This is a genomic window from Acidithrix ferrooxidans (assembly GCF_000949295.1).
Taxonomy (GTDB): domain Bacteria; phylum Actinomycetota; class Acidimicrobiia; order Acidimicrobiales; family Acidimicrobiaceae; genus Acidithrix; species Acidithrix ferrooxidans.
Map to the genome: position 1 here is coordinate 15,590 of NZ_JXYS01000026.1, position 18,712 is coordinate 34,301.

Genomic DNA, 18,712 nt, shown 5'->3' on the forward strand with positions numbered 1-18,712 from the left:
TCTTTTGCAGCCCTAGCCTTTGGTCGTCTGTTTTGATTTATTAATATCAATTCAAGCACTCTTTAATTCTCCACCAATGTAGAGATATTTTGGAACACGCGAACCCTTGAAGTCTTTTGGTGGGTCATTGTCGATACCTCCGAGGCGAAGAGGGGGGGATGTTGCTTTCTCGGCGTGGTTGATAGTCCCTTAGTCAACCTTAGATATCCCAAGCAGCTATGTGAAATTGAAAGTTCAGTCGTCGCTGTCCATCACTGAGCCTATAAGGTGGCCTTAGCGTGATGGCCTTGACTCTGAACTTTAGCGATCTAGTCTAAGGCCTATTTCTCATGCCATTGTTAAGCGGTTATGGCGGAGCCGTCAAGTCACTTGGTCATAGTTATTTTGGTCATAGTTATTTTGGTCAGAATTGTTTGGGTTGCGAGCCGAGGGTGGCATCTGCCCTGTTTAGTTGTCGGCCTCATTGGTTGAATGAGCCGGTGGTCGGACTCGAACCGACGACCTGACGATTACAAATCGCCTGCGCTACCAACTGCGCCACACCGGCATTGAGAAAAATATTCTAGCGTTAGGTGACCACTTTGGCTCCGTAGACATCAAAGTAAATTCTTTCCCTAAGGCCAACTCTTGGGTGATAGCGCCTTGGTGGCGTTGCGACTTTTGCTTTTATCGACCCAGCGTTATTCTTATCGTTTTCGGTTTGGCTTTAATATCTCTGGTTTGGCTGTCTAGTGTCTTTCAAATTACAGTATTGTTATTATTGAATATTCATTTTTAAATATGCTTATAAAGTTCGGTAAATCTGACTGTTTTTAATTTGACGGTGAAACAGGGGGAAGTAAATGGTTGATGGTAGGTTCCCCAACGACGAGATCTTCAAGAATCCGTTGGATCCCGGAAAAAGGCCGAAGCATCTTAGTCCTAACCCTTCTCGTTCCCGTTTGGGTAAGGTGGGAGTCTCCTCCGGATCAGCCGTTACAGGGGTAGCTATCTTGGCCTTTATAGCCCTTTTAGCCTTTGGCATACCCAATATTAACGCTTCGTCAAGTCGAACAACAACAACCAGCACCGTGCTGTCGGCCGCTCCACCTCTCCAACCTTCGCCTACGATTGTTTCCGCCTCCCCGTCGTCTTCGTCATCTAAATCGAGCGTTCAAAGTGGTACTTCATCGGTTTCCTCCGTAGCTGGAGGTGCCAAAGATTCTGCGCCTACGACCTTGCCACAGCATGCAACCACTTCTTCTCCAAGAGTTGCATCCTCCCCGACAACTACTGGAATTTTGGGCTCAACTCGAGGGGCATCATCGAGATCTACCTCTCCGACTACCTCTCCGACTACTTCTCTTGCGGCTGGGGTTAATCCGGCGAACGCCTTGATAACGGTAAGGGTTGCCAACGCAACATCGGTTGCGGGAGCAGCTGGTACGATAACTTCCAAGTTGGCGGCGCTTGGCTTTAATGTTTTAGCTCCCACAAATGCAGGAGCGTCAAATCTGAGCACAACTACGGTCTATTATTATTCGGGTTTTGTTGTAGCGGGTCAGGCTGTTGCTAGGATTTTGGGTCTTCCAGCCTCTGATGCCGTTCCATATTCGACCCAAGCTCCAATCGGCGCTGCAAGTCCTTCAGATATAAACGTTGTGTTAGGCTCAGACATTGCTGGATGACCTAGATGCGGTGCTTTTGGAATTTGCCAATGCATCAAGAACTGTGGGTGAGTCGGTAGGCTTTATCTTCGATTTCGATGGCACCTTGGCGCCTATTGTTGAATCGCCATCTAAGGCTCGAATGCACCCTCTCTTCGTCCCATTGCTGAGAAGGATAATTTCTTCGTATGATCTAGCAATTGTCTCGGGTAGGCCGATAGATTTTCTCCTCGAGCAGTTCAAATTTTTAGCTTCGCAAACGAGTAATTTTCGGGTTCGTCTCTTTGGCCACTATGGCTTTGAAAGTTCTGATTTAGAGGGTCTCTCGATTGAGCGTCGAGTGATCCCTGCTGGAGAATTGGAGAAACTAGAGGAATTTAGGAATCGATGGAAGCGCATGAGCTTCCCCGAAGTTGCCTTTGAGGATAAGGGAGTCTCTTTTGGTCTTCACTATCGAGGCGCCCCACAGATACGCCAGCCTTTGGGCGCATGGATCTCTCAAGAGCTCGCACAACTGCAAGGATTGATAATTCGTCCCGGCAAGATGGTCTTTGAAGTTGCTCCAGCATCAATGCCATCCAAAGAAGTCGTCGTAAATGAGTTGCTTAGCTTTACTCCGAGGGTTGTATTTAGTGGTGATGACTATGGAGATCTGGGAGTCTTTAGATTGCTACGCCTCGATAACTACTCGAAGCGATGCTTGTCTATCCTTGTGGCGAATGCAAGTGAGACCCCAGACGAATTGGCCGAGACGTGCGATTTAAAGACACAGTCGCCTGCTGAATTGGCTTTGGTTATCGATCGATTACTGGGGCTTTTGGACCAAAGCTAACTAGTTAAAAGCCCCAGGATGTTGTGATGGCTTTGCTTTTACCTAAGGTGCATTGAACCAATTGATCTGGTTAGAAAGCCACAACTGTGGATTGAACTCTAGGAATCGAGTTTTCAAATGCGAGTTGTGAGACTTTCTTTGTTCTTTGTTGAGCGCAAGCGACTGCGAGATTGCAAGAGCTGTCTCTTTGATATCGAATGGGTTGACGAGGGGGATGATCTCGGAAACGATCTCAGCAACTCCGGCGTTTTTGGAAAGGACCAGTACTCCATCGTGCTCGTTCAGTATTGTGCCCTCGCTTGCGACTAAGTTGAGGCCATCCCTGATTGGATTGACCAATAAGACGTCGTAGCTTCGAAGGATTGCTAACGATAGGGCAAAATTATCTTCCGAGAAAAGTACGATTGGGTCGCTCTCCAACTCTATCTTAAGCGGTCGTGCCAATTCACGGAGGTACTTATTGGCGCTTTCAACCTTTTCGTGGACCTCTCTGGCGTATTCGCCATAGTCAGGAATAGCCTCCCGGCTCGGGTAGCAGTTTGCAAAGTGCACTGTGGTAGCTAGAAGGTACGGATAGAACTTATACATCTCAACTATTGAATCGATTCCCCGGAGGATATTCTTGGATGGCTCCATCCTGTCTATTCGTGCAATTATTCTCCGTCCGTTAGCCAAGGCCCCTAATTTGTCTGCTGCCTCTTCAACTTGGGGCGTGTTGCCTAAGTTGACTATGTCGATAGCGTCGGTACCGAGTGGGTTAACCCAAGAATGTTTGGCCCGGTTTGCCCCAAAGGAACTTACGCAGTCTAAGTAATTTTGCTGCCATTTGGCAGCGTGAAAGCCAAGATGATCAAGGTTTGAAAGCGATTCTAGAATTTGTTTTGCTATCTCATTAGGAAGGACGTCAAGTTCAGACGGAGACGAAAATGGTGTATGTAAGAACATCGCCAGGGAGGAGTCAGGCCGAAGTGGTGCAAGAAAGTGTGCCACCATGAACATGTGGTAGTCCTGAAGGATAATCCGCGCTCCTTTTGGAGCGATTTCAGCGACACTTTTGGCAATTTCGCTGGAGTACTCGAGGTACTTTTTCCAACTTAAGTAAAAGACACTGTCGAAGGAGGGATTTCTTGAGGTTTGGAACATTCCATGGGTGAGATACCAAAGAACCTTATTGGAGATGTCGTTATAGGCGGCGTCGTAAACGTCAGGGGCTACTTCAATTGGCTCTAGCCCTTGCATGAATCTGCCAAAGAGACCATGGCTCTGTGCGTCGAGTTCGGCTTGGGATGAGATCGGAAAGCACCATTTTATGGCGCCATCTTGTGCCAGAGGGCTAAGCGCGCTCACAAGTCCGCCGCCGCCCCGTGAGAGAATAACATCCCCGCTGGGAGTGACTTTGGCCGAAGCGGGACCACGATTTGAAACGATAACTAATGGATCCATATCCCCTAAAAGCTAGTGCAATCACCACTCGATCCATTCGCAAACGCAATTGAGGTTCAATTTATTAAAAGCACGACACACTAGTGACTCGAACCACGAATGTCATTTTGGAATCGAATAGCCTTAGATGAGTGAAGGTTTTGATTCTTCCTGACAAGTTTCGTGGCACTTTGACTTCAGGTGACTTTATTGAAGTGGCGACAGCAGCTTTGACCCCACGCCATAGTGTGATCGCAAGGCAGATCTCCGATGGCGGGGAAGGACTTTTAGAGGCAGTTGGTGGTAGATCGCGCCCCTTGGTGGTAAGAGGTCCGCTAGGGAAAGATGTCGAATCCCGTTACCATCTGCTTCGAAATGGCGACGCAGTTGTTGAGATGGCACTGGCCTCAGGGCTGGCACTTATCGGCGGGGCAACAAAAAATGATCCTATTGCAGCTTCTACCTATGGGACAGGGCAGCTTATTAGGGCTGCGATCGAGGACGGTGCTACTCATATTGTGGTGGGCTGTGGTGGATCGGCAACAACCGATGGAGGCTGGGGCGCGCTTGTGGCGTTGGGGCCAAAGATCGATCTTCCAGGCTTGAAATTGACTGCGTTGGTTGACGTAGAGACGCCTTTTTTGGATGCACCGGCTGACTTTGCTCCCCAAAAAGGGGCCACGCCTCTAGAGGTTCGGTTTTTGGAGCGACGTCAGCTGGCTATTGCCGGTCAACTTTTGGATCGATTCGGAAGAAGTCCCCTTGGTCTTCCCAAGACGGGCGCCGCAGGTGGGCTTGCTGGAATGCTCTATTGCGCCGGGGGTGACCTTGAACTTGGCTTTGATTACTTGAGCGAGCTTCTTGGCCTAGAGGAGCTGATATTGGAGGCAGACTTAGTCCTAACGGGCGAGGGGTGCTTGGACAATGAGAGTTTCAACGGCAAGGTGGTTGGGCGAATCATCGAGAGATGTACCTACCTGTCTCGCAGGATTGTAGTAGTCGTTGGAATGATTGCGAGTGATTTTGATCGCAATCATTTAAGTGAGGGTGTCGAACTTGTCTCTTTGGCAGAACGCTACGGCGAGGATCGATCTATTATCCATACCAAAGAATGCTTGAGAGATGCCATTGGCGCCGTCTCGTTAGACTAGCTCGCTTTTGAGGTTTTGGATCTAGGGTTTTATGCCATCTTTGATGTTTGTCTCAGCTCATTTGCGTGAATCGAGAGGCTTTTTAGATCGTTTTTGAGGCATCTTTCCATGGAGGTATAGTGTGCATCATTTGCCAAATCAGGCAGTAAACTATTTGGTCAAATAAAACTAAATGTCATCCAGAGCGGTTGAGGGACGGGCCCGAAGAAACCGCGGCAACCAGTGTTAATACCAGGTGCCAATGCCCGACCGATGAGGAGGTAGACGTACTTGTCATACGTAAAATCATTGACCTGTAAAGAGTGCGGTCAGAATTACGAGGCTAAGGCGTATCACGTATGTGAATTTTGCTTTGGACCTCTTGAGGTTAGTTACGACTACGATGCGATCTCTCGTTCTATATCTCGTGAATCAATTGCAAGCGGACCGCTTTCGATTTGGCGCTATCGTGATCTTCTTCCCGTAGAGGGGAGCGACTATGTCTCATTAGGGGCAGGATTTACACCGCTGGTTCGAGCTGAACGTCTGGGGAGGGCCCTTGGCCTAGATGACCTTTGGATCAAGAATGACACCTTGAATCCGACTGGATCTTTCAAGGATCGTGTAGTTTCAGTTGCATTAACTAGAGCTCGAGAACTCGGATTAAAGGTCGCCGCCTGTGCGTCGACTGGAAATTTGGCTAACTCCGTAGCAGCGCACGCAGCCTGGGCGAATATGGACTCTTACGTCTTTGTGCCAGCCAATTTGGAGCGAGCTAAAATTATTACTACCGCCATCTACGGCGGCAACTTAATTGCAATTGATGGAAACTATGACGATGTAAATCGACTCTGTGCAGAGATTGCATCTGAAGTTCCAGATTGGGCTTTTGTCAATGTAAATGTTCGAACCTATTACTCTGAAGGCTCTAAAACTCTAGCCTTTGAAGTTGCAGAGCAGCTTGGCTGGCAAAGTCCTGACCATGTTGTTGTTCCGGTTGCATCTGGAAGTCAGCTGACAAAGATCCACAAGGGGTTCAACGAGCTCTATCGCGTAGGCCTCTTGGATAAGGAACCTAAGGTCAGGATATCTGGAGCTCAGGCCGCCGGGTGTTCACCGGTGGCATCGGCATTTGATCAAGGCGTGGATGTTATTCGCCCAGTGAAACCAGATACAATCGCTAAATCGCTAGCGATTGGTAATCCAGCAGATGGCTACTATGCGTTAGATATTGTGCGAAAGACCGGCGGAGCCTTTGGATCGGTAAGCGATGATGAAATTTTAGATGGTATCCGGCTTCTAGCACGAACTGAGGGAATCTTCGCAGAGACCGCAGGTGGTGTAACTATCGCGACGTTAGCCAAGTTGGTCAAGGCGGGCGTTGTGCAAAAGGGGGAAAAGACCGTTGCTTACGTGACAGGCAATGGCCTAAAGACTGTAGAGGCGTTGGCCCCCACGACGGGTCCCACCATCACAGTTGGCCCCTCACTCGATGGGTTTTTTGATTTTTTAAATTCACAAAGAAGGAGCTCAAAATAATGGCTATTACGGTTCGTGTACCTACTCAACTTAGAAGTCTTACTAACGGTGTGTCAGAGGTAACAGTAAATGGCGAAAATGTAGGTGAAGCACTAGCCGATCTAGGAGATCAATTTCCGGGATTGAGTGATCGTATCTTTGATGATTCAGGTGCGATCCGGAGATTCGTCAATATCTTTTTGGCCGATGAAGATGTGCGATTTCTCGATGGCCCACAAACCAAGGTGAGCGATTCCCAAGTTATCTCAATAGTGCCAGCGGTGGCTGGCGGTGCTTTTTGACCTTGATTGTCAAGCATTGAGATTCAGATCGAGTTGCTTTGAGATTTGTGGCCTTGAGCGGCCTTGAGCGGCCTTGAGCGAAGAATTTCTGACTCTCTTGGGTGATTAAAGATCCAGGCACATGGAAGGTACCATGGTGATCCATAGTTCCTATCTCAGAACCTTCGGCGTTGTTATCAACTTTTTTAGGTAAGTTCCATGGTGGCAATGGGTGTCGCATGCCAGTGGTGTGGGTGAAGTTGTAAGCACCACTGGGATTTAGTCGGTTTTGCAGTGTCGGTTGCACATATCTAGATTTCAGAGGAAGTAGCGTTGGCGAGCTTTTATTAGAGAAAGCTACATTAAATTTTAATTAGCACTCTAGTATTGAGAGTGCTAAACGGTGACCCAATGGAGGGAGCAATAAATGCCAAAATTGATTGCTTTTGATGAAGAGGCTCGAAGAGCCCTAGAGAGCGGAATGAATCAGCTAGCTGATGCCGTACGTGTTACCCTTGGACCAAAGGGACGAAACGTTGTTCTCGAAAAGAAGTGGGGAGCTCCCACTATTACTAATGACGGCGTCTCTATTGCCAAGGAGATAGAGCTTGAGGATCCATATGAGAGAATCGGCGCTGAACTCGTAAAAGAAGTCGCCAAGAAGACCGACGATGTTGCCGGAGACGGAACTACCACGGCGACCGTGCTTGCATGGTCGATGGTACGTGAAGGTCTGCGAAATGTTGCTGCTGGCGCGAACCCAATGTCGCTCAAGCGAGGTATTGAGGAAGCTGTAGAAGCAGCTGTTATCTCTCTCAAGGCGCTTGCTCGCCAAAGCGAGTCCAAGAGCCAAATCGCACAGGTCGCATCGATCTCAGCTGCAGACAATGAAATCGGTGGCCTTATCTCTGAGGCGATCGATCGAGTTGGAAAAGATGGAGTCATCACGGTTGAAGAGTCTCAGACCTTCGGCATGGAGATGGATCTTGTAGAGGGTATGCGTTTTGATAAGGGCTATGTTTCGCCCTATTTCGTTACCGATCCAGAGACGATGACCGTCGCAATGGATAACCCCTATATCATGTTGGTTTCTTCGAAGATCTCTTCGGTTAGAGACCTTCTGCCCGTGCTTGAGAAGGTAATGCAGACCTCGCGCCCACTAGTCATTATCGCAGAAGATGTCGAAGGTGAAGCACTAGCAGCTCTAGTAGTGAACAAGATTCGCGGAACCTTCAAGTCAGTAGCGGTCAAGGCTCCAGGCTTTGGCGAACGACGTAAGGCTATGTTGCAAGACATAGCAATCCTTACGGGTGGTCAAGTGATCTCCGAAGAAGTTGGATTGAAGCTTGAGAATACAACTCTAGATCTTCTTGGTCATGCCAGACGAGTTGAAATCTCCAAGGACGAGACGACGATAATCGAAGGCTCAGGCTCAGAGGATGACATCAAGGGTCGTGTAAGCCAGATCAAGACAGAGATTGACAATACCGATTCTGACTACGATAGAGAGAAGCTGCAAGAGCGCTTAGCGAAGCTTTCGGGCGGCGTTGCAATCATCAAGGTAGGCGCCGCTACTGAAGTAGAGCTCAAAGAGAAGAAGCATCGCATTGAAGATGCGGTTTCTACTACAAAGGCTGCTATTGAAGAGGGCGTTGTTCCTGGCGGCGGCGTAGCCCTTCTAAGATCGCAAGTGGCTATTCTAGAGCGAGCTGAGAAGCTTGAAGGCGATGAAGCTACTGGTGCTCGAATCGTAGCAAAGGCTGTAGAAGAGCCATTGAAGCAGATCGCTATAAACGCTGGCCTCGAGGGTGGCGTAATAGTTGACAAGGTTAAGAACCTCAAGGGTGCCGAGGGGCTAAATGCGGCAACTGGAATTTACGAGGATCTCTTTGAGTCTGGTGTTATCGACGCCGTCAAGGTTACTCGTTCAGCTCTTCAAAACGCCGCTTCGATCGCCGCACTGTTCTTGACAACTGAAGCAGTTGTTGTAGACAAGCCAGAGCCAAAGGGTGCAGCAATGCCTCAAGGTGGCATGGAAGACTACTAGGAGTAGCTCAAGTGCTTTTTTGAGCGCTTCTTTATTCGAAATTACTTGATCTTTGTGGGTAGGAACTTGTTTGTTCCTACCCACAAAGTCTTTTTAACTTTGATTGATTTTTCAGCAGAATTACAGTAAATGCCACTATCTATTAGTGTGCAGGGTTGAGTATCGTTGAGTTATGATATTCGACACAAGGGTTTCGGAAAAGGTTGAATTTGTCCGACTATAGGATCCGCAAGGTGACAAAGAAGTTTTTGCCGCTACGGCCCCTATGGCGCCCACTGTTTGGCGTGGGTCTATTTGGCCTGGCCCCAGTAATATTGAGCGCATGTGGTTCTAGCTTTGGGTTCTATAACTTCAAAAGCGCGGCTGGCGCCGATATGTACTTTAAGGTTCCATCGAATTGGACCGACTTTGGACCAAGGCAAGTCTTTTCTACTACCCAGACGACGATCTCTCAAAGTCAACTGTCGGCTATCGAGACGGGTAACTGGGCGAATGTATTCACGGCGCAGAAAATTAGCAACATAGCCAATTTGAACGGTGTCTTTTCTAATCAGCCTTTTGGAATCAGCCAAGCCACAAAACTTTCTGCGAGCCAGCGAGACACCTTCTCATTGGCCGGTATGAGGAAGTTGTTGTTGCCAGTTGACCCGCTCTCTTCGAGTAATACATACTCTGGGGCAACATATTCGTCACAAAGTTATAGTGAATTTGTGACACCATCGGGAATGCGGGGGTCGAAGATGCTTGTTTACATAAAGCAAGCTGGGAAGCCCACCGCAGTGCTAGATCAGGTCGCCGAAGTTGATTCCGGAACAAATTGGGTCTACCTAATTGGCGTTGGATGCGATTTGACGTGTTACAAAGCTAATAAGGCAACGATCAATGTAATAGTTAACTCTTGGAATGTTAGGAGCTGAAATTGATGAGGCCAAAAAATGGTCGTCGAGGTATGGGTAATCCATACGATGACGATGACGATTTCGACTCGCCAGAGTACGTAGAGATGAAGACACGCCCCAAGATGGAGCTTTGGGACCGAATCAAGTTTCTTTTGATTTTAGGAATTCTGTTTTTGTTTCTAACTGTTGGGGCTTCTTCGGCGAATCCGCTAATGTCAACGTGGCAGTCGATAATCCATGAGGCTAACGCCGCTTGGTGGTTGGTTCTTTTATTTGCCATCGAAGGGATTCGACAACTTCACTACCTCGTGGCCGAGCAGTCCCCAGAATGGAACACCTTTTTTAGCCAAGTACTTTCTTCAGGAGTTCAGCGACGCAGCGCGAATATGAACGATTGGACTAAATATAGGATGAGCAGAGCCCTAAAATACATTGGGGTTCTAGCGATTCTCGATATCTTTCTAGCAGCTCATTACCACCTTTCGGTCTTTACTGCTCTGTTCCAAGCTCCAGCTGCTCTAGCCTCCTCTATGCCCTTGGTATTGCAATTGGCCTTCGGCTTCGTCTTTGTCATTCTTCAATTTGTAGGCCTCTTTTGGTTTCTCTCCAAGGGTGGAGTAGACGTCTATTTTCCGGGTGACGTAAAGACTCGTTTTTCTGACGTCTGGGGCCAAGATGCTGTTTTGGAGCGCATCAAAGAGAACATCATCTTTCTAAAAGATCCTGATGCTATAGAAGAAAAGGGTGGATACGTCCCAGGAGGTATCCTTTTATGGGGTCCGCCTGGAACCGGTAAGACCCTCATGGCTGAAGCGGTGGCCGGTGAGACCGAGAATCCCTTTGTCTTTGTAGACCCAGGAGCATTCATCAACATGTTTATGGGCGTAGGCGTGATGAAGGTCAAAGGCCTTTTTCGCAAACTGCGCCGATTGGCGGTACGTTACGGCGGGGTCGTTGTCTTCTTCGATGAAGCGGATTCCCTTGGTTCTAGAGGGTCGCTATCTGGTGTGCAGGGAAATGCAAGCAACAGACACTCTTTTTCGTCCCATGTAACGGCCTGTAATGGCAGCTCATACTTAAGTCCAGCCTCTCTAGCAGAAGTTTTGCGTTCTTATCAAGGCGATTCCATAGCAGACCAGCCAGATTCTAGGGGTCGGTTATCCAGATTTATTGCTGGCGCAGGTGGCATGGGTGGGGGTGGCATGGGTGGTTCCGGGACCCTTCAGGCCCTTCTGACTGAGATTTCAGGCCTCAAGAAGCCTCGTGGATTTTTTAATCGTACAGTACGACGGGCCTTTGGCCTAAAGCCCAAGGATCCGCCCAAGTATCGTATGTTGATTATGATGGCCACCAACATGCCTGAGTCTCTTGATGAGGCATTGCTTAGACCTGGGCGTATTGATCGAATATATCGAGTGGGTTATCCGTCTAAGGTCGGACGTATTAGAACATACAAAGGTTATCTTGAAAAGGTCAATCATGAACTTACTGAGGACGAGATCGATCGCTTGGCAACCATTACTCCATATGCCACCGGAGCTACGATCAAGGATTTGGTAAATGAGTCTTTGATTATTTCGATTCGCGATGGCAGGGATTCGATAACTTGGAGGGATGTCGTTCGAGCTAAGCAACTCAAGGAGTTCGGACCGCCTGACGATGTCGAGTATATCGAACGTGATCGCCATGCTGTGGCCATCCATGAGGCGTGTCACGCTGTAGCTGCCGTCAAGATTCGACAGCACCTAACTATTGATATTGCAACCATTGAAAAAGGAAGTAATTTCCTTGGTCTGGTCGCATCGATTCCACCAGAGGATCAGTTCACTCGTTGGAGAAGCGAATACGAAGCCGACATTATGGTCTCGCTAGCTTCGTTGGTCGGGGAGAGAATGTTCTTTGATGGCGATAACTCTTCGGGCGTCTCTGGAGACCTTGAGTCGGCTACAACCGTGGCGACACTCATGGAGGGCTATTGGGGAATGGGGTCGACGATCTCCTCTCACGCTATATCTCAAAAATCAGGGACCGGATCGGCACGGCCAGGGGGCAAGGGTTCCGGTAGGCGCGAAGGCAAGGATCTTCCAGTAATGCTTGGCGATCGTATAGAGGCTAAATTGGACGAACTCTACCGTCGGGTTCGGATTTTGCTCGAGGACAATAGGGATAAAGTTTTTTCTGTAGCCCATGCACTCGAGGCATACAAGACCGTTACAGGAGAGGACATCACCGCGATAATCGAAGGACGACGCGGTCCTTTGCTTGACGGATCGGTCTATGGTGACTCAGCCTTTATAGCCAAGTTGGAGCACTATCACAATGCTGTGTTAGCAGCTCATCGCGACCATAGGACTCCTGATGTAAGCCTTCCTATGCCGCCTAATACTGCGGCATTGATATCTGGCGATTCGACCCTTCTTGTTCAAGACTTTGCTCTTGATGTTGTTGCTCCAATGACTAAGCCTGAAGAGGCTTAGACGGTAAGTCAGTGTCATTTAGACGAAGCTACAGTATTTACATGGTGCGGACAGACGGTTTCGAGCTAGGTTTTCGAGTTACAAGGCACTTGGTCGCCCTGTTATTGCGGGTGACCAAGGTTATTTTATCGATCGCAATATTATAAGGAGACAGTTATGTCTGAAGTGGTCTTTCCGCCCCTAAGTTCCCAAGATGAATCGTTTAGCCCCAAGGAGGGCTGGTCTGTTTTGCATCTTTTTTGTAAAGGCACTGCAAACTTGGATTTCGCGAGCGTCATGGTAGCTCATAAGTCGGCTGTTGCCGATGGATATCAGATTATCCCCTTTGGCCTTTTGGGGCATAAGGCGCAGATTGGTTTTCTAGCACTAGGGCCTAGTTTTGTTCGACTAAAGGAGTTTCAACGTGATTTAGAGCGCTCTGGATTGTCTGTGGTGGACTCCTATGTCTCTATGACCGAGGTCTCTGAGTATGCGAGCGGCATGCCAAAGGATCGCAAGGAGCCCAGACTTCATCCACTCCTACCTCCGAGTGGGATGTACAATATTTGCTTTTATGGTATGTCGAAAAAGAGAGGCGAGAAGGATAACTGGTACTCCTTGTCATACGAGGAGCGCGAGCGAATGATGTTTGGTCATGGTGCATCTGGCAGAGCTTTTGCCGGTAGAGTCGTCCAGTTGGTTACTGGCTCCACGGGAGTGGATGACTATGAGTGGGGAGTGACCCTTTTTGGAGCTCGCCCCGACGATCTAAAGGAAGTTGTCTACACGATGCGCTTCGACGAAGCGTCTGCACTCTATGGCGAGTTTGGCCCATTTTACACCGGAGTGATCGGGGACATCGAGAGTGTCTTAGCCGCCTCTTTCTAGCCCTAGATAGTGGTTGATTTTTCCTTTTGCCCCTGGATTAGCACCCTAGGGGCAAATTTATTTAGAAAGTGGGTTTTGGGGCGTGGTTGATGAACTAGATAGTGCCCTTGATGTGCTAGAGGAGATTCTTCTAGCCATGGGGTCGGTTGTGGTCGGATTTTCGGGAGGAATTGATTCCACGTATCTTGGTGTCTTTGCGAATAAGGTGCTCGGCCCGGAGAACGTTCTCGTTGTAACTGCGGATTCACCCTCTTTGGCAAGAAGTGAGTTTGAAGAGGCTAAGTCACTAGCTCTGGAGCTAGGTCTATCTTTCGAGGCAGTCTTGACGAGGGAATTTGAGATGGCGGAATACCTAGTCAATGATGAATTGCGATGTTATTACTGCAAGTCAGCGCTAATGGATCGACTGGGTCCGATAGCTAAAAGTCGTGACGCAGTCGTTATTCTGGGCGTAAACGCTAGCGACGAGGGTGATTATCGGCCGGGCCAAATTGGAGCAAGAGAGGCCGGAGCCAGGTTTCCACTACTGGAGGCACGGATGTCTAAAGAGATGATTCGTCAGCACGCTCTTGCCCTGGGAATTCCTATTCATGATAAGCCAGCCTCTGCCTGTCTATCCTCTCGTGTACCATATGGTACTGCTATAACAATCGCAGTTCTTAGCCGGGTTGAGCGTGCTGAGCGGGAGCTTCGATTGCGGGGCTATCGTCAAGTAAGGGTCAGGGACTTTGACGAGACTGCGAGGATTGAGGTTGAAATAGAGATGATGCCACAGCTGATACAGGAGGCAGATGAAGTCGTTCGGGCCCTAAAGAAGCTGGGTTATCTCTACGTTACCTTGAGCTTAGAGGGGTTTGTTTCGGGAAATCTTAACCGAGCTATCGGTCGATAACAAATAAGGTGAGAGAAGCGACTCGTGACCGTTTAAGCTCTTGAATATGGCACATCAGCGCGTTAAATTGATCTACCCCCCTGGTCTGGTTACTCAGCCCGTATTGGCTCACTTGGCTTTGGATCACAGGGTCATGGCCGACATTAGAAGGGCCAACGTTGAAGACGGCACCGGTTGGTTGGTATGCGAGCTAGAAGGCGATGCTATCGACCTTACCTCTGGATTGGCATGGCTGGTTGAGATTGGCGTTGAGGTGGAATCCTTGGGTGACGTAGTCGAATCCTGATTCGTGGTCGGCTTTTACCTAGATGGGTTTCACAGACGTAGCCGTCGTTTCTTGGCATAGCCGATGGTCGCTTTAGATCGCTTTAGATCGCTTTAGAGTGGTTTTTATGGCATGCATGGTGCTGGTCTAATTGGCTGGGTCGGTGGATATCTTATTTTGCACCCACAACTCCAAGTTCAATTCCCAACTTCTTGCTATCGTGTAGTTATGACTGAAGTCTCGTGGATTAGGCAGAACCCGACAGCATTGGTGAATCCTTTGCTTATCGCGGCCTTTGAAGGGGAGGATGATCCGGCACGCGGTGGTTTCATGGCGCTGGCGTACATGAGAGATGCATTTGATGCTGTGAGAATTGCAGAAGTCGACGTCGATCGTTTCGTGGACTATGATTCAACACGCCCATTTATATCAACTACCGATGGGATCGACCGTCATATAGAATGGCCCAAGATTGAGATCTACCAAGGCAAGGATGTCTCGAGCAATCGCGATATTATCTTGGTTCATTTTTTGGAGCCTCGCGTTGAATGGCGTAGCTACTGTGCGTTGGTCGTGGATGTCATCAATACCTTTAATCCAAATGACACGATATTTTTGGGTGGCCAAATTGTGAATGCGCCACATACCTCGCCATCTGAAGTTTCGGTTCGATCAAATAGCCCTCGGCTGATGAGATCCTTGGGGTTGATGTCAGATAACTTCGTAGGTCCTACAACTATGATGGGCGCCGCCCAGATAATATTGGATGGCAAAGGTGCCTCTGTCGCTACCATGTGGTCATCTGTTCCTCATTATTTAGTACAGACGCCTTCACCCAAGGCCGCTCAGGCTTTGGTGGCAAAGATCGGCGAGCTTTTCCATCTCGCCCTTGATGCATCGGAGCTAGATGGGGCGGTTAGCGATTACGAAGATTCCATTACCAAATTGGTGGAATCCGACGATGAAGTATTTAATTATCTAGCCCGACTCGGAATTTCTGAGACCGATGATGACGAGGCTGACGAAGATGAATTTGCAGCCATGGATCCGACTGCATACGCCTCTGAAATGATTGATGAGGCCGAGAGCTATTTGCGTTATATCCTGCGTGATACGGATAGGTGATAGGTGATAGTTCGATTCATCTGGTGATGCAATTCGGGTGATGCAGCTCGGGTGCTAGATGGTCGAAGCGACCTTTTGGAAGATGGCTTGTTGCTGGAGCTATCTATCTTTGGGAGATGTGACTCTTTGTTCATGATTAGCAATGGTTCATAGATAGCCATGTAGCCATGGTTGATTATGAACTTCGTATTGGCTCTATTACTTTACTCTTCGCGCCAGAAGGGGGTTCTCACCGTGTCAAAATGGGTCTCATCTATAATTCCGTCTATTGCGCGAAAGGCCATAGGGATCCACGATTCAGGGCGAACCATTGGAGAAGGGAGGTTGTTACGAGAAAACCAACCAACGTCCCGGCATTCAAGAGGATGCGCCTTGAGCTCTCCTCCTATGCTTCGACAGTAGAACATAGTTGAATACAAGGGAACCGCGGTATATCCCCTTCGCATACCATCGATAATGGCTAAGACCCGAACTACCTCGATATCGATTCCAGTCTCCTCTTTGACTTCTTTTGTGGCTACTTCGGATGGCGAATATCCAACGTCAGCCCATCCAGTAGGGTATAGCCAAATTCCAGAATCTGACCTTTGGATAAGGAGGATCTCGCCCTTTTCGTTGCCGACGATCGTGGCGATTGCACTTTTGGGAGTTACGTAACCTGGAATTCCATCCCCTACGGATTGGAGCCAATGGTCAAAAATCTCATCACCGCTCGACTCGGGGTCTATACCAAGGCCACTGATTTGGGCGCAACTTCGTATCTCTGATGCAATCTTTAATATCTCTTCGAACCTCTCGATCTCATAAAGGCTTTTTGTAAAGCCGAGACCAGTCCGAGCTGATCCTCCGAGGGCTTCGGCCCATCGTAGCAATGTAGTTCTAGAAATATCCACAACTCAAAAACTACCAACGATTTTATAATTGCGGTCCAATAATTCCAGAGATCTCCAGATAGCGTCCCAACTAGGATTTTTGAATCGATACTGTCATTGACGACTTTTTACCATTCGATCTTGGGGCTCAAACGATTTAGGCTGGATCGCTCAAAAGCCATCTTTGGATAAAGCCACCCAGACGACTTATAAGATAAAGCAATAACCTCCAGTTTGATCAACCAGTCTCTATGCAAATGCTGTCGGCCAGGACCCAAAGGCCATTTATCCTTGCCCGCTGAATTGAAAACTACCTCTTTTGGTTCTAATCGTGGCAGAGATGGTTCATTCTTTTGTGGCAGTGGCACTGATTCTTGGAGCTTTGCTCAGCCATGGCTAGGTGTTCTCAATGAATGGATGGTTTTCATCTGAAATATGGTTTGGGCCCCTGTGGGATCTGAATGAAAAGTGTGGATCCTCATAGACAAGGAGAAATTTGCACCGAGGTAGTTTTCAATTTGAGATATTCCCGAGGTGCTATGACCGCCATTGGGACCGATTGCACAGGTGGTCGGTTAGATTTTGTAAACCAGATCGGCCATATTGCGGCCTTTGGATCTGGAGTGGTATTTGAAGTGTTGGACATCTCTTGGTCTGGCTACTTTAAATGGCATCAATCTATTGGATCTCTAGAGTGTCAGTCTCTGGCGCTAGAGAGTCTTATAGATGAGTAAGAGGCGCTAAGTTTGATTCAATGCGAGAGCGAATCGCTCCGAGAGAATCTAGAGATAGTAAGTGATTTACCAAGGTGGTAGTGGTGGCCGAAGATGTGATGATTGAGTTGGCGAGGTCAGCTGATGGTGAGACTCTAGCGTCGCTTAACGCTTTGATTCCTCAACTTTCTTCTTCGGCGAGGCCGCTCGAAGTTGGAGACCTAAAAAAGTTGATCGATGATGGTAATATCTCGCTCCTTTTGGCCCGCGATCGCAACGGTGAAATATCCGGGACGTTGACGTTGGTAACCTTCTCGATCCCTACGGGTATTCGGGCCATCATTGAAGATGTGGTTGTGGATGGTCAAAAGCGTGGCATGTCGATTGGTGCCAAGTTGGTCGATTTTGCACTTGATCTTGCTCTCTCGTTGGGTGCAAAGACAGTTGACCTAACTTCGCGTCCGGATCGAGAGTCAGCAAATCGACTTTATCTCCGAAAGGGATTTCAGATCAGAGAGACCAATGTCTATCGTTTTTCTTTTTAATGATAAGGGCTGAATTTCAAGCATTATATTCAGAATAAACCTGCAGAATCCTAGAGTGTGATTCGACTAGGAGCTCTTAGTTGAATTTTGTGACGTTGTGTCTAGTGCGGTTGTGACTGGAAAATGCTGGGCTTTTGCCGCGGGATGAGGTTACGGCCAGTACTTGTTATCTCTGTTATTTGCCTCATAAAGGGTGCCCTGGCTAACATTGTGAAGGATAAACTACGTTGATGGCCAGGGGTTTCTTTGGCGCATTATGTCCATAGGCTTCAGTCGGAGTAGGGCCAATGATAAAGTGTCTAGGATAAGATAAGGGATAAATAATTCGCGTAATTTAGTGTCGAATACTTTGATAGATGAGACTAGATGTGTGTCAATATTATTGACCTATTTGTCTATTTAATTCGATAAAGTAACTTTTAGGTGGTGGATTTTGTCGCAAATGACCAAATTCTTGGGCGCCAAGAAGGTGCGGCTCGAATCAACTATATCTTTACTTAATGGGCTAGGTTCAAAAAGAGTGGGACCGCGTCTGCTGTAGATGGGTTAATGCAAGATTGTATTAACTGTTTTTAATTCGTCAACTTGCAGTAAAGCTCGAATGCTGTTTGGGCGATTTTCTGATCGGGCCTTCTGCAACAATTTGCGCTATTGATTTTTTCTCAAAGAATGAAAGTTATCTCGATTTTGAGCCTAGGACTTCCCTTGGATGAGCCTTGGGTCATCGGCGATGGCTTTTAGTGCTTTAGATCCCTTTTTGATGGTCGGGCGGCTTTGCCAAAGCGAACTTTGACTTTTTGGTGAATCCTGACTCTAGGGGAGTCGGAATGGTATTTGCCGTAGAGTTATTCTGATTGGAATGTTCTTTCTCGCATCTTTCGCCACCCAGCGCTTTTTTGCTGCAGGCCATTGGATCTCATGGTTACAGGTAAAGGTACGACGATGCTTAATCAGCCGGTGGCTTGGTCATGAGGATTTTTGAGGAAAGAAGCTTAACTTGATTTAACGGGTCGCCATTTTGGCAAATAATATATTACTCTCAGGAAAGTTATGGTCGATAGATCCAAGAGCAAGCGCGTGGTAAGACGCATTGAACCAAGATCTTGGCATCCTTGTTCAAAGTGGATGACTGGGTGTTTTCACCTGATGCCGACTCCTTTTTTTTAAATGTTTTGTGACAA

Annotated in this window: 16 protein-coding genes, 1 tRNA gene and 1 riboswitch; of the genes, 14 read left to right on the plus strand and 3 right to left on the minus strand. The window is 48.1% G+C overall.

The window, feature by feature from the left end:
• Positions 1–474 precede the first annotated feature (474 nt).
• Positions 475–547 (minus strand) — tRNA-Thr (locus AXFE_RS05245).
• 295 nt (positions 548–842) lie between these two features.
• Here AXFE_RS05245 and AXFE_RS05250 point away from each other — a divergent pair.
• Positions 843–1,667 carry a LytR C-terminal domain-containing protein gene (locus tag AXFE_RS05250; RefSeq protein WP_052604855.1) on the plus strand — a complete coding sequence of 275 codons (825 nt, stop codon included), beginning with the start codon at positions 843–845 and terminating at the stop codon, positions 1,665–1,667.
• A complete protein-coding gene (gene otsB / locus AXFE_RS05255; RefSeq protein ID WP_052604856.1) occupies positions 1,657–2,478 on the plus strand; it encodes a trehalose-phosphatase in 822 nt (273 codons plus the stop codon). Before AXFE_RS05250 ends, otsB begins: the two co-directional genes overlap by 11 nt.
• A 42-nt stretch (positions 2,479–2,520) precedes the next feature.
• On the opposite strand, the gene AXFE_RS05260 is transcribed toward otsB, so the two are convergent.
• Positions 2,521–3,921 carry a trehalose-6-phosphate synthase gene (locus AXFE_RS05260; protein WP_052604857.1) on the minus strand — a complete coding sequence of 467 codons (1,401 nt, stop codon included), beginning with the start codon at positions 3,919–3,921 and terminating at the stop codon, positions 2,521–2,523.
• Positions 3,922–4,052: 131 nt separating this feature from the next.
• On the opposite strand from AXFE_RS05260, the gene AXFE_RS05265 reads away from it, so the two are divergent.
• The 10 genes from AXFE_RS05265 to AXFE_RS05310 all read left to right on the plus strand — a co-directional run bounded on the left by AXFE_RS05265 (position 4,053) and on the right by AXFE_RS05310 (position 15,401).
• Complete coding sequence (locus tag AXFE_RS05265) at positions 4,053–5,051, plus strand: glycerate kinase (RefSeq protein WP_052604858.1); 999 nt, start codon at positions 4,053–4,055, stop codon at positions 5,049–5,051.
• A 172-nt stretch (positions 5,052–5,223) separates the two neighbouring features.
• Positions 5,224–5,310, plus strand: a riboswitch (SAM riboswitch).
• Positions 5,311–5,321: 11 nt separating this feature from the next.
• On the plus strand, positions 5,322–6,569 hold the full coding sequence (locus tag AXFE_RS05270; RefSeq protein WP_052604859.1) for a threonine synthase: 1,248 nt from the start codon (positions 5,322–5,324) through the stop codon (positions 6,567–6,569).
• A complete protein-coding gene (locus AXFE_RS05275; RefSeq protein WP_052604860.1) occupies positions 6,569–6,850 on the plus strand; it encodes a MoaD/ThiS family protein in 282 nt (93 codons plus the stop codon). Before AXFE_RS05270 ends, AXFE_RS05275 begins: the two co-directional genes overlap by 1 nt.
• A gap of 406 nt (positions 6,851–7,256) precedes the next feature.
• Positions 7,257–8,876 carry a chaperonin GroEL gene (gene groL, locus AXFE_RS05280; RefSeq protein WP_052604861.1) on the plus strand — a complete coding sequence of 540 codons (1,620 nt, stop codon included), beginning with the start codon at positions 7,257–7,259 and terminating at the stop codon, positions 8,874–8,876.
• 209 nt (positions 8,877–9,085) lie between these two features.
• A complete protein-coding gene (locus AXFE_RS05285; protein WP_235347631.1) occupies positions 9,086–9,793 on the plus strand; it encodes a hypothetical protein in 708 nt (235 codons plus the stop codon).
• Positions 9,794–9,798: 5 nt separating this feature from the next.
• Entirely contained in the window at positions 9,799–12,252 is a 2,454-nt protein-coding gene (locus AXFE_RS05290; protein WP_200891194.1) for an AAA family ATPase, read from the plus strand.
• A gap of 156 nt (positions 12,253–12,408) precedes the next feature.
• A complete protein-coding gene (locus AXFE_RS05295; protein WP_052604863.1) occupies positions 12,409–13,119 on the plus strand; it encodes a chlorite dismutase family protein in 711 nt (236 codons plus the stop codon).
• 82 nt (positions 13,120–13,201) lie between these two features.
• Positions 13,202–14,011 (plus strand): ATP-dependent sacrificial sulfur transferase LarE, encoded by an 810-nt coding sequence (gene larE, locus AXFE_RS05300; RefSeq protein WP_052604864.1) that lies wholly within the window; start codon positions 13,202–13,204, stop codon positions 14,009–14,011.
• Between the two features lie 46 nt (positions 14,012–14,057).
• A complete protein-coding gene (locus AXFE_RS05305; protein ID WP_152625882.1) occupies positions 14,058–14,297 on the plus strand; it encodes an NIL domain-containing protein in 240 nt (79 codons plus the stop codon).
• A gap of 207 nt (positions 14,298–14,504) precedes the next feature.
• Positions 14,505–15,401 carry a PAC2 family protein gene (locus tag AXFE_RS05310; protein ID WP_160291741.1) on the plus strand — a complete coding sequence of 299 codons (897 nt, stop codon included), beginning with the start codon at positions 14,505–14,507 and terminating at the stop codon, positions 15,399–15,401.
• 203 nt (positions 15,402–15,604) lie between these two features.
• Here AXFE_RS05310 and AXFE_RS05315 read toward each other — a convergent pair whose 3' ends face one another.
• Positions 15,605–16,294 carry an NUDIX hydrolase N-terminal domain-containing protein gene (locus AXFE_RS05315; RefSeq protein WP_052604867.1) on the minus strand — a complete coding sequence of 230 codons (690 nt, stop codon included), beginning with the start codon at positions 16,292–16,294 and terminating at the stop codon, positions 15,605–15,607.
• A gap of 497 nt (positions 16,295–16,791) precedes the next feature.
• Between AXFE_RS05315 and AXFE_RS05325 the strand changes: the two genes are divergently transcribed.
• The gene (locus AXFE_RS05325; protein WP_052604869.1) at positions 16,792–17,007 is read left to right on the plus strand and encodes a hypothetical protein; all 216 of its coding nucleotides are present in this window, start codon (positions 16,792–16,794) and stop codon (positions 17,005–17,007) included.
• Positions 17,008–17,090: 83 nt separating this feature from the next.
• Entirely contained in the window at positions 17,091–17,531 is a 441-nt protein-coding gene (locus AXFE_RS05330; protein WP_235347633.1) for a GNAT family N-acetyltransferase, read from the plus strand.
• The last annotated feature ends 1,181 nt before the right edge of the window (positions 17,532–18,712 follow it).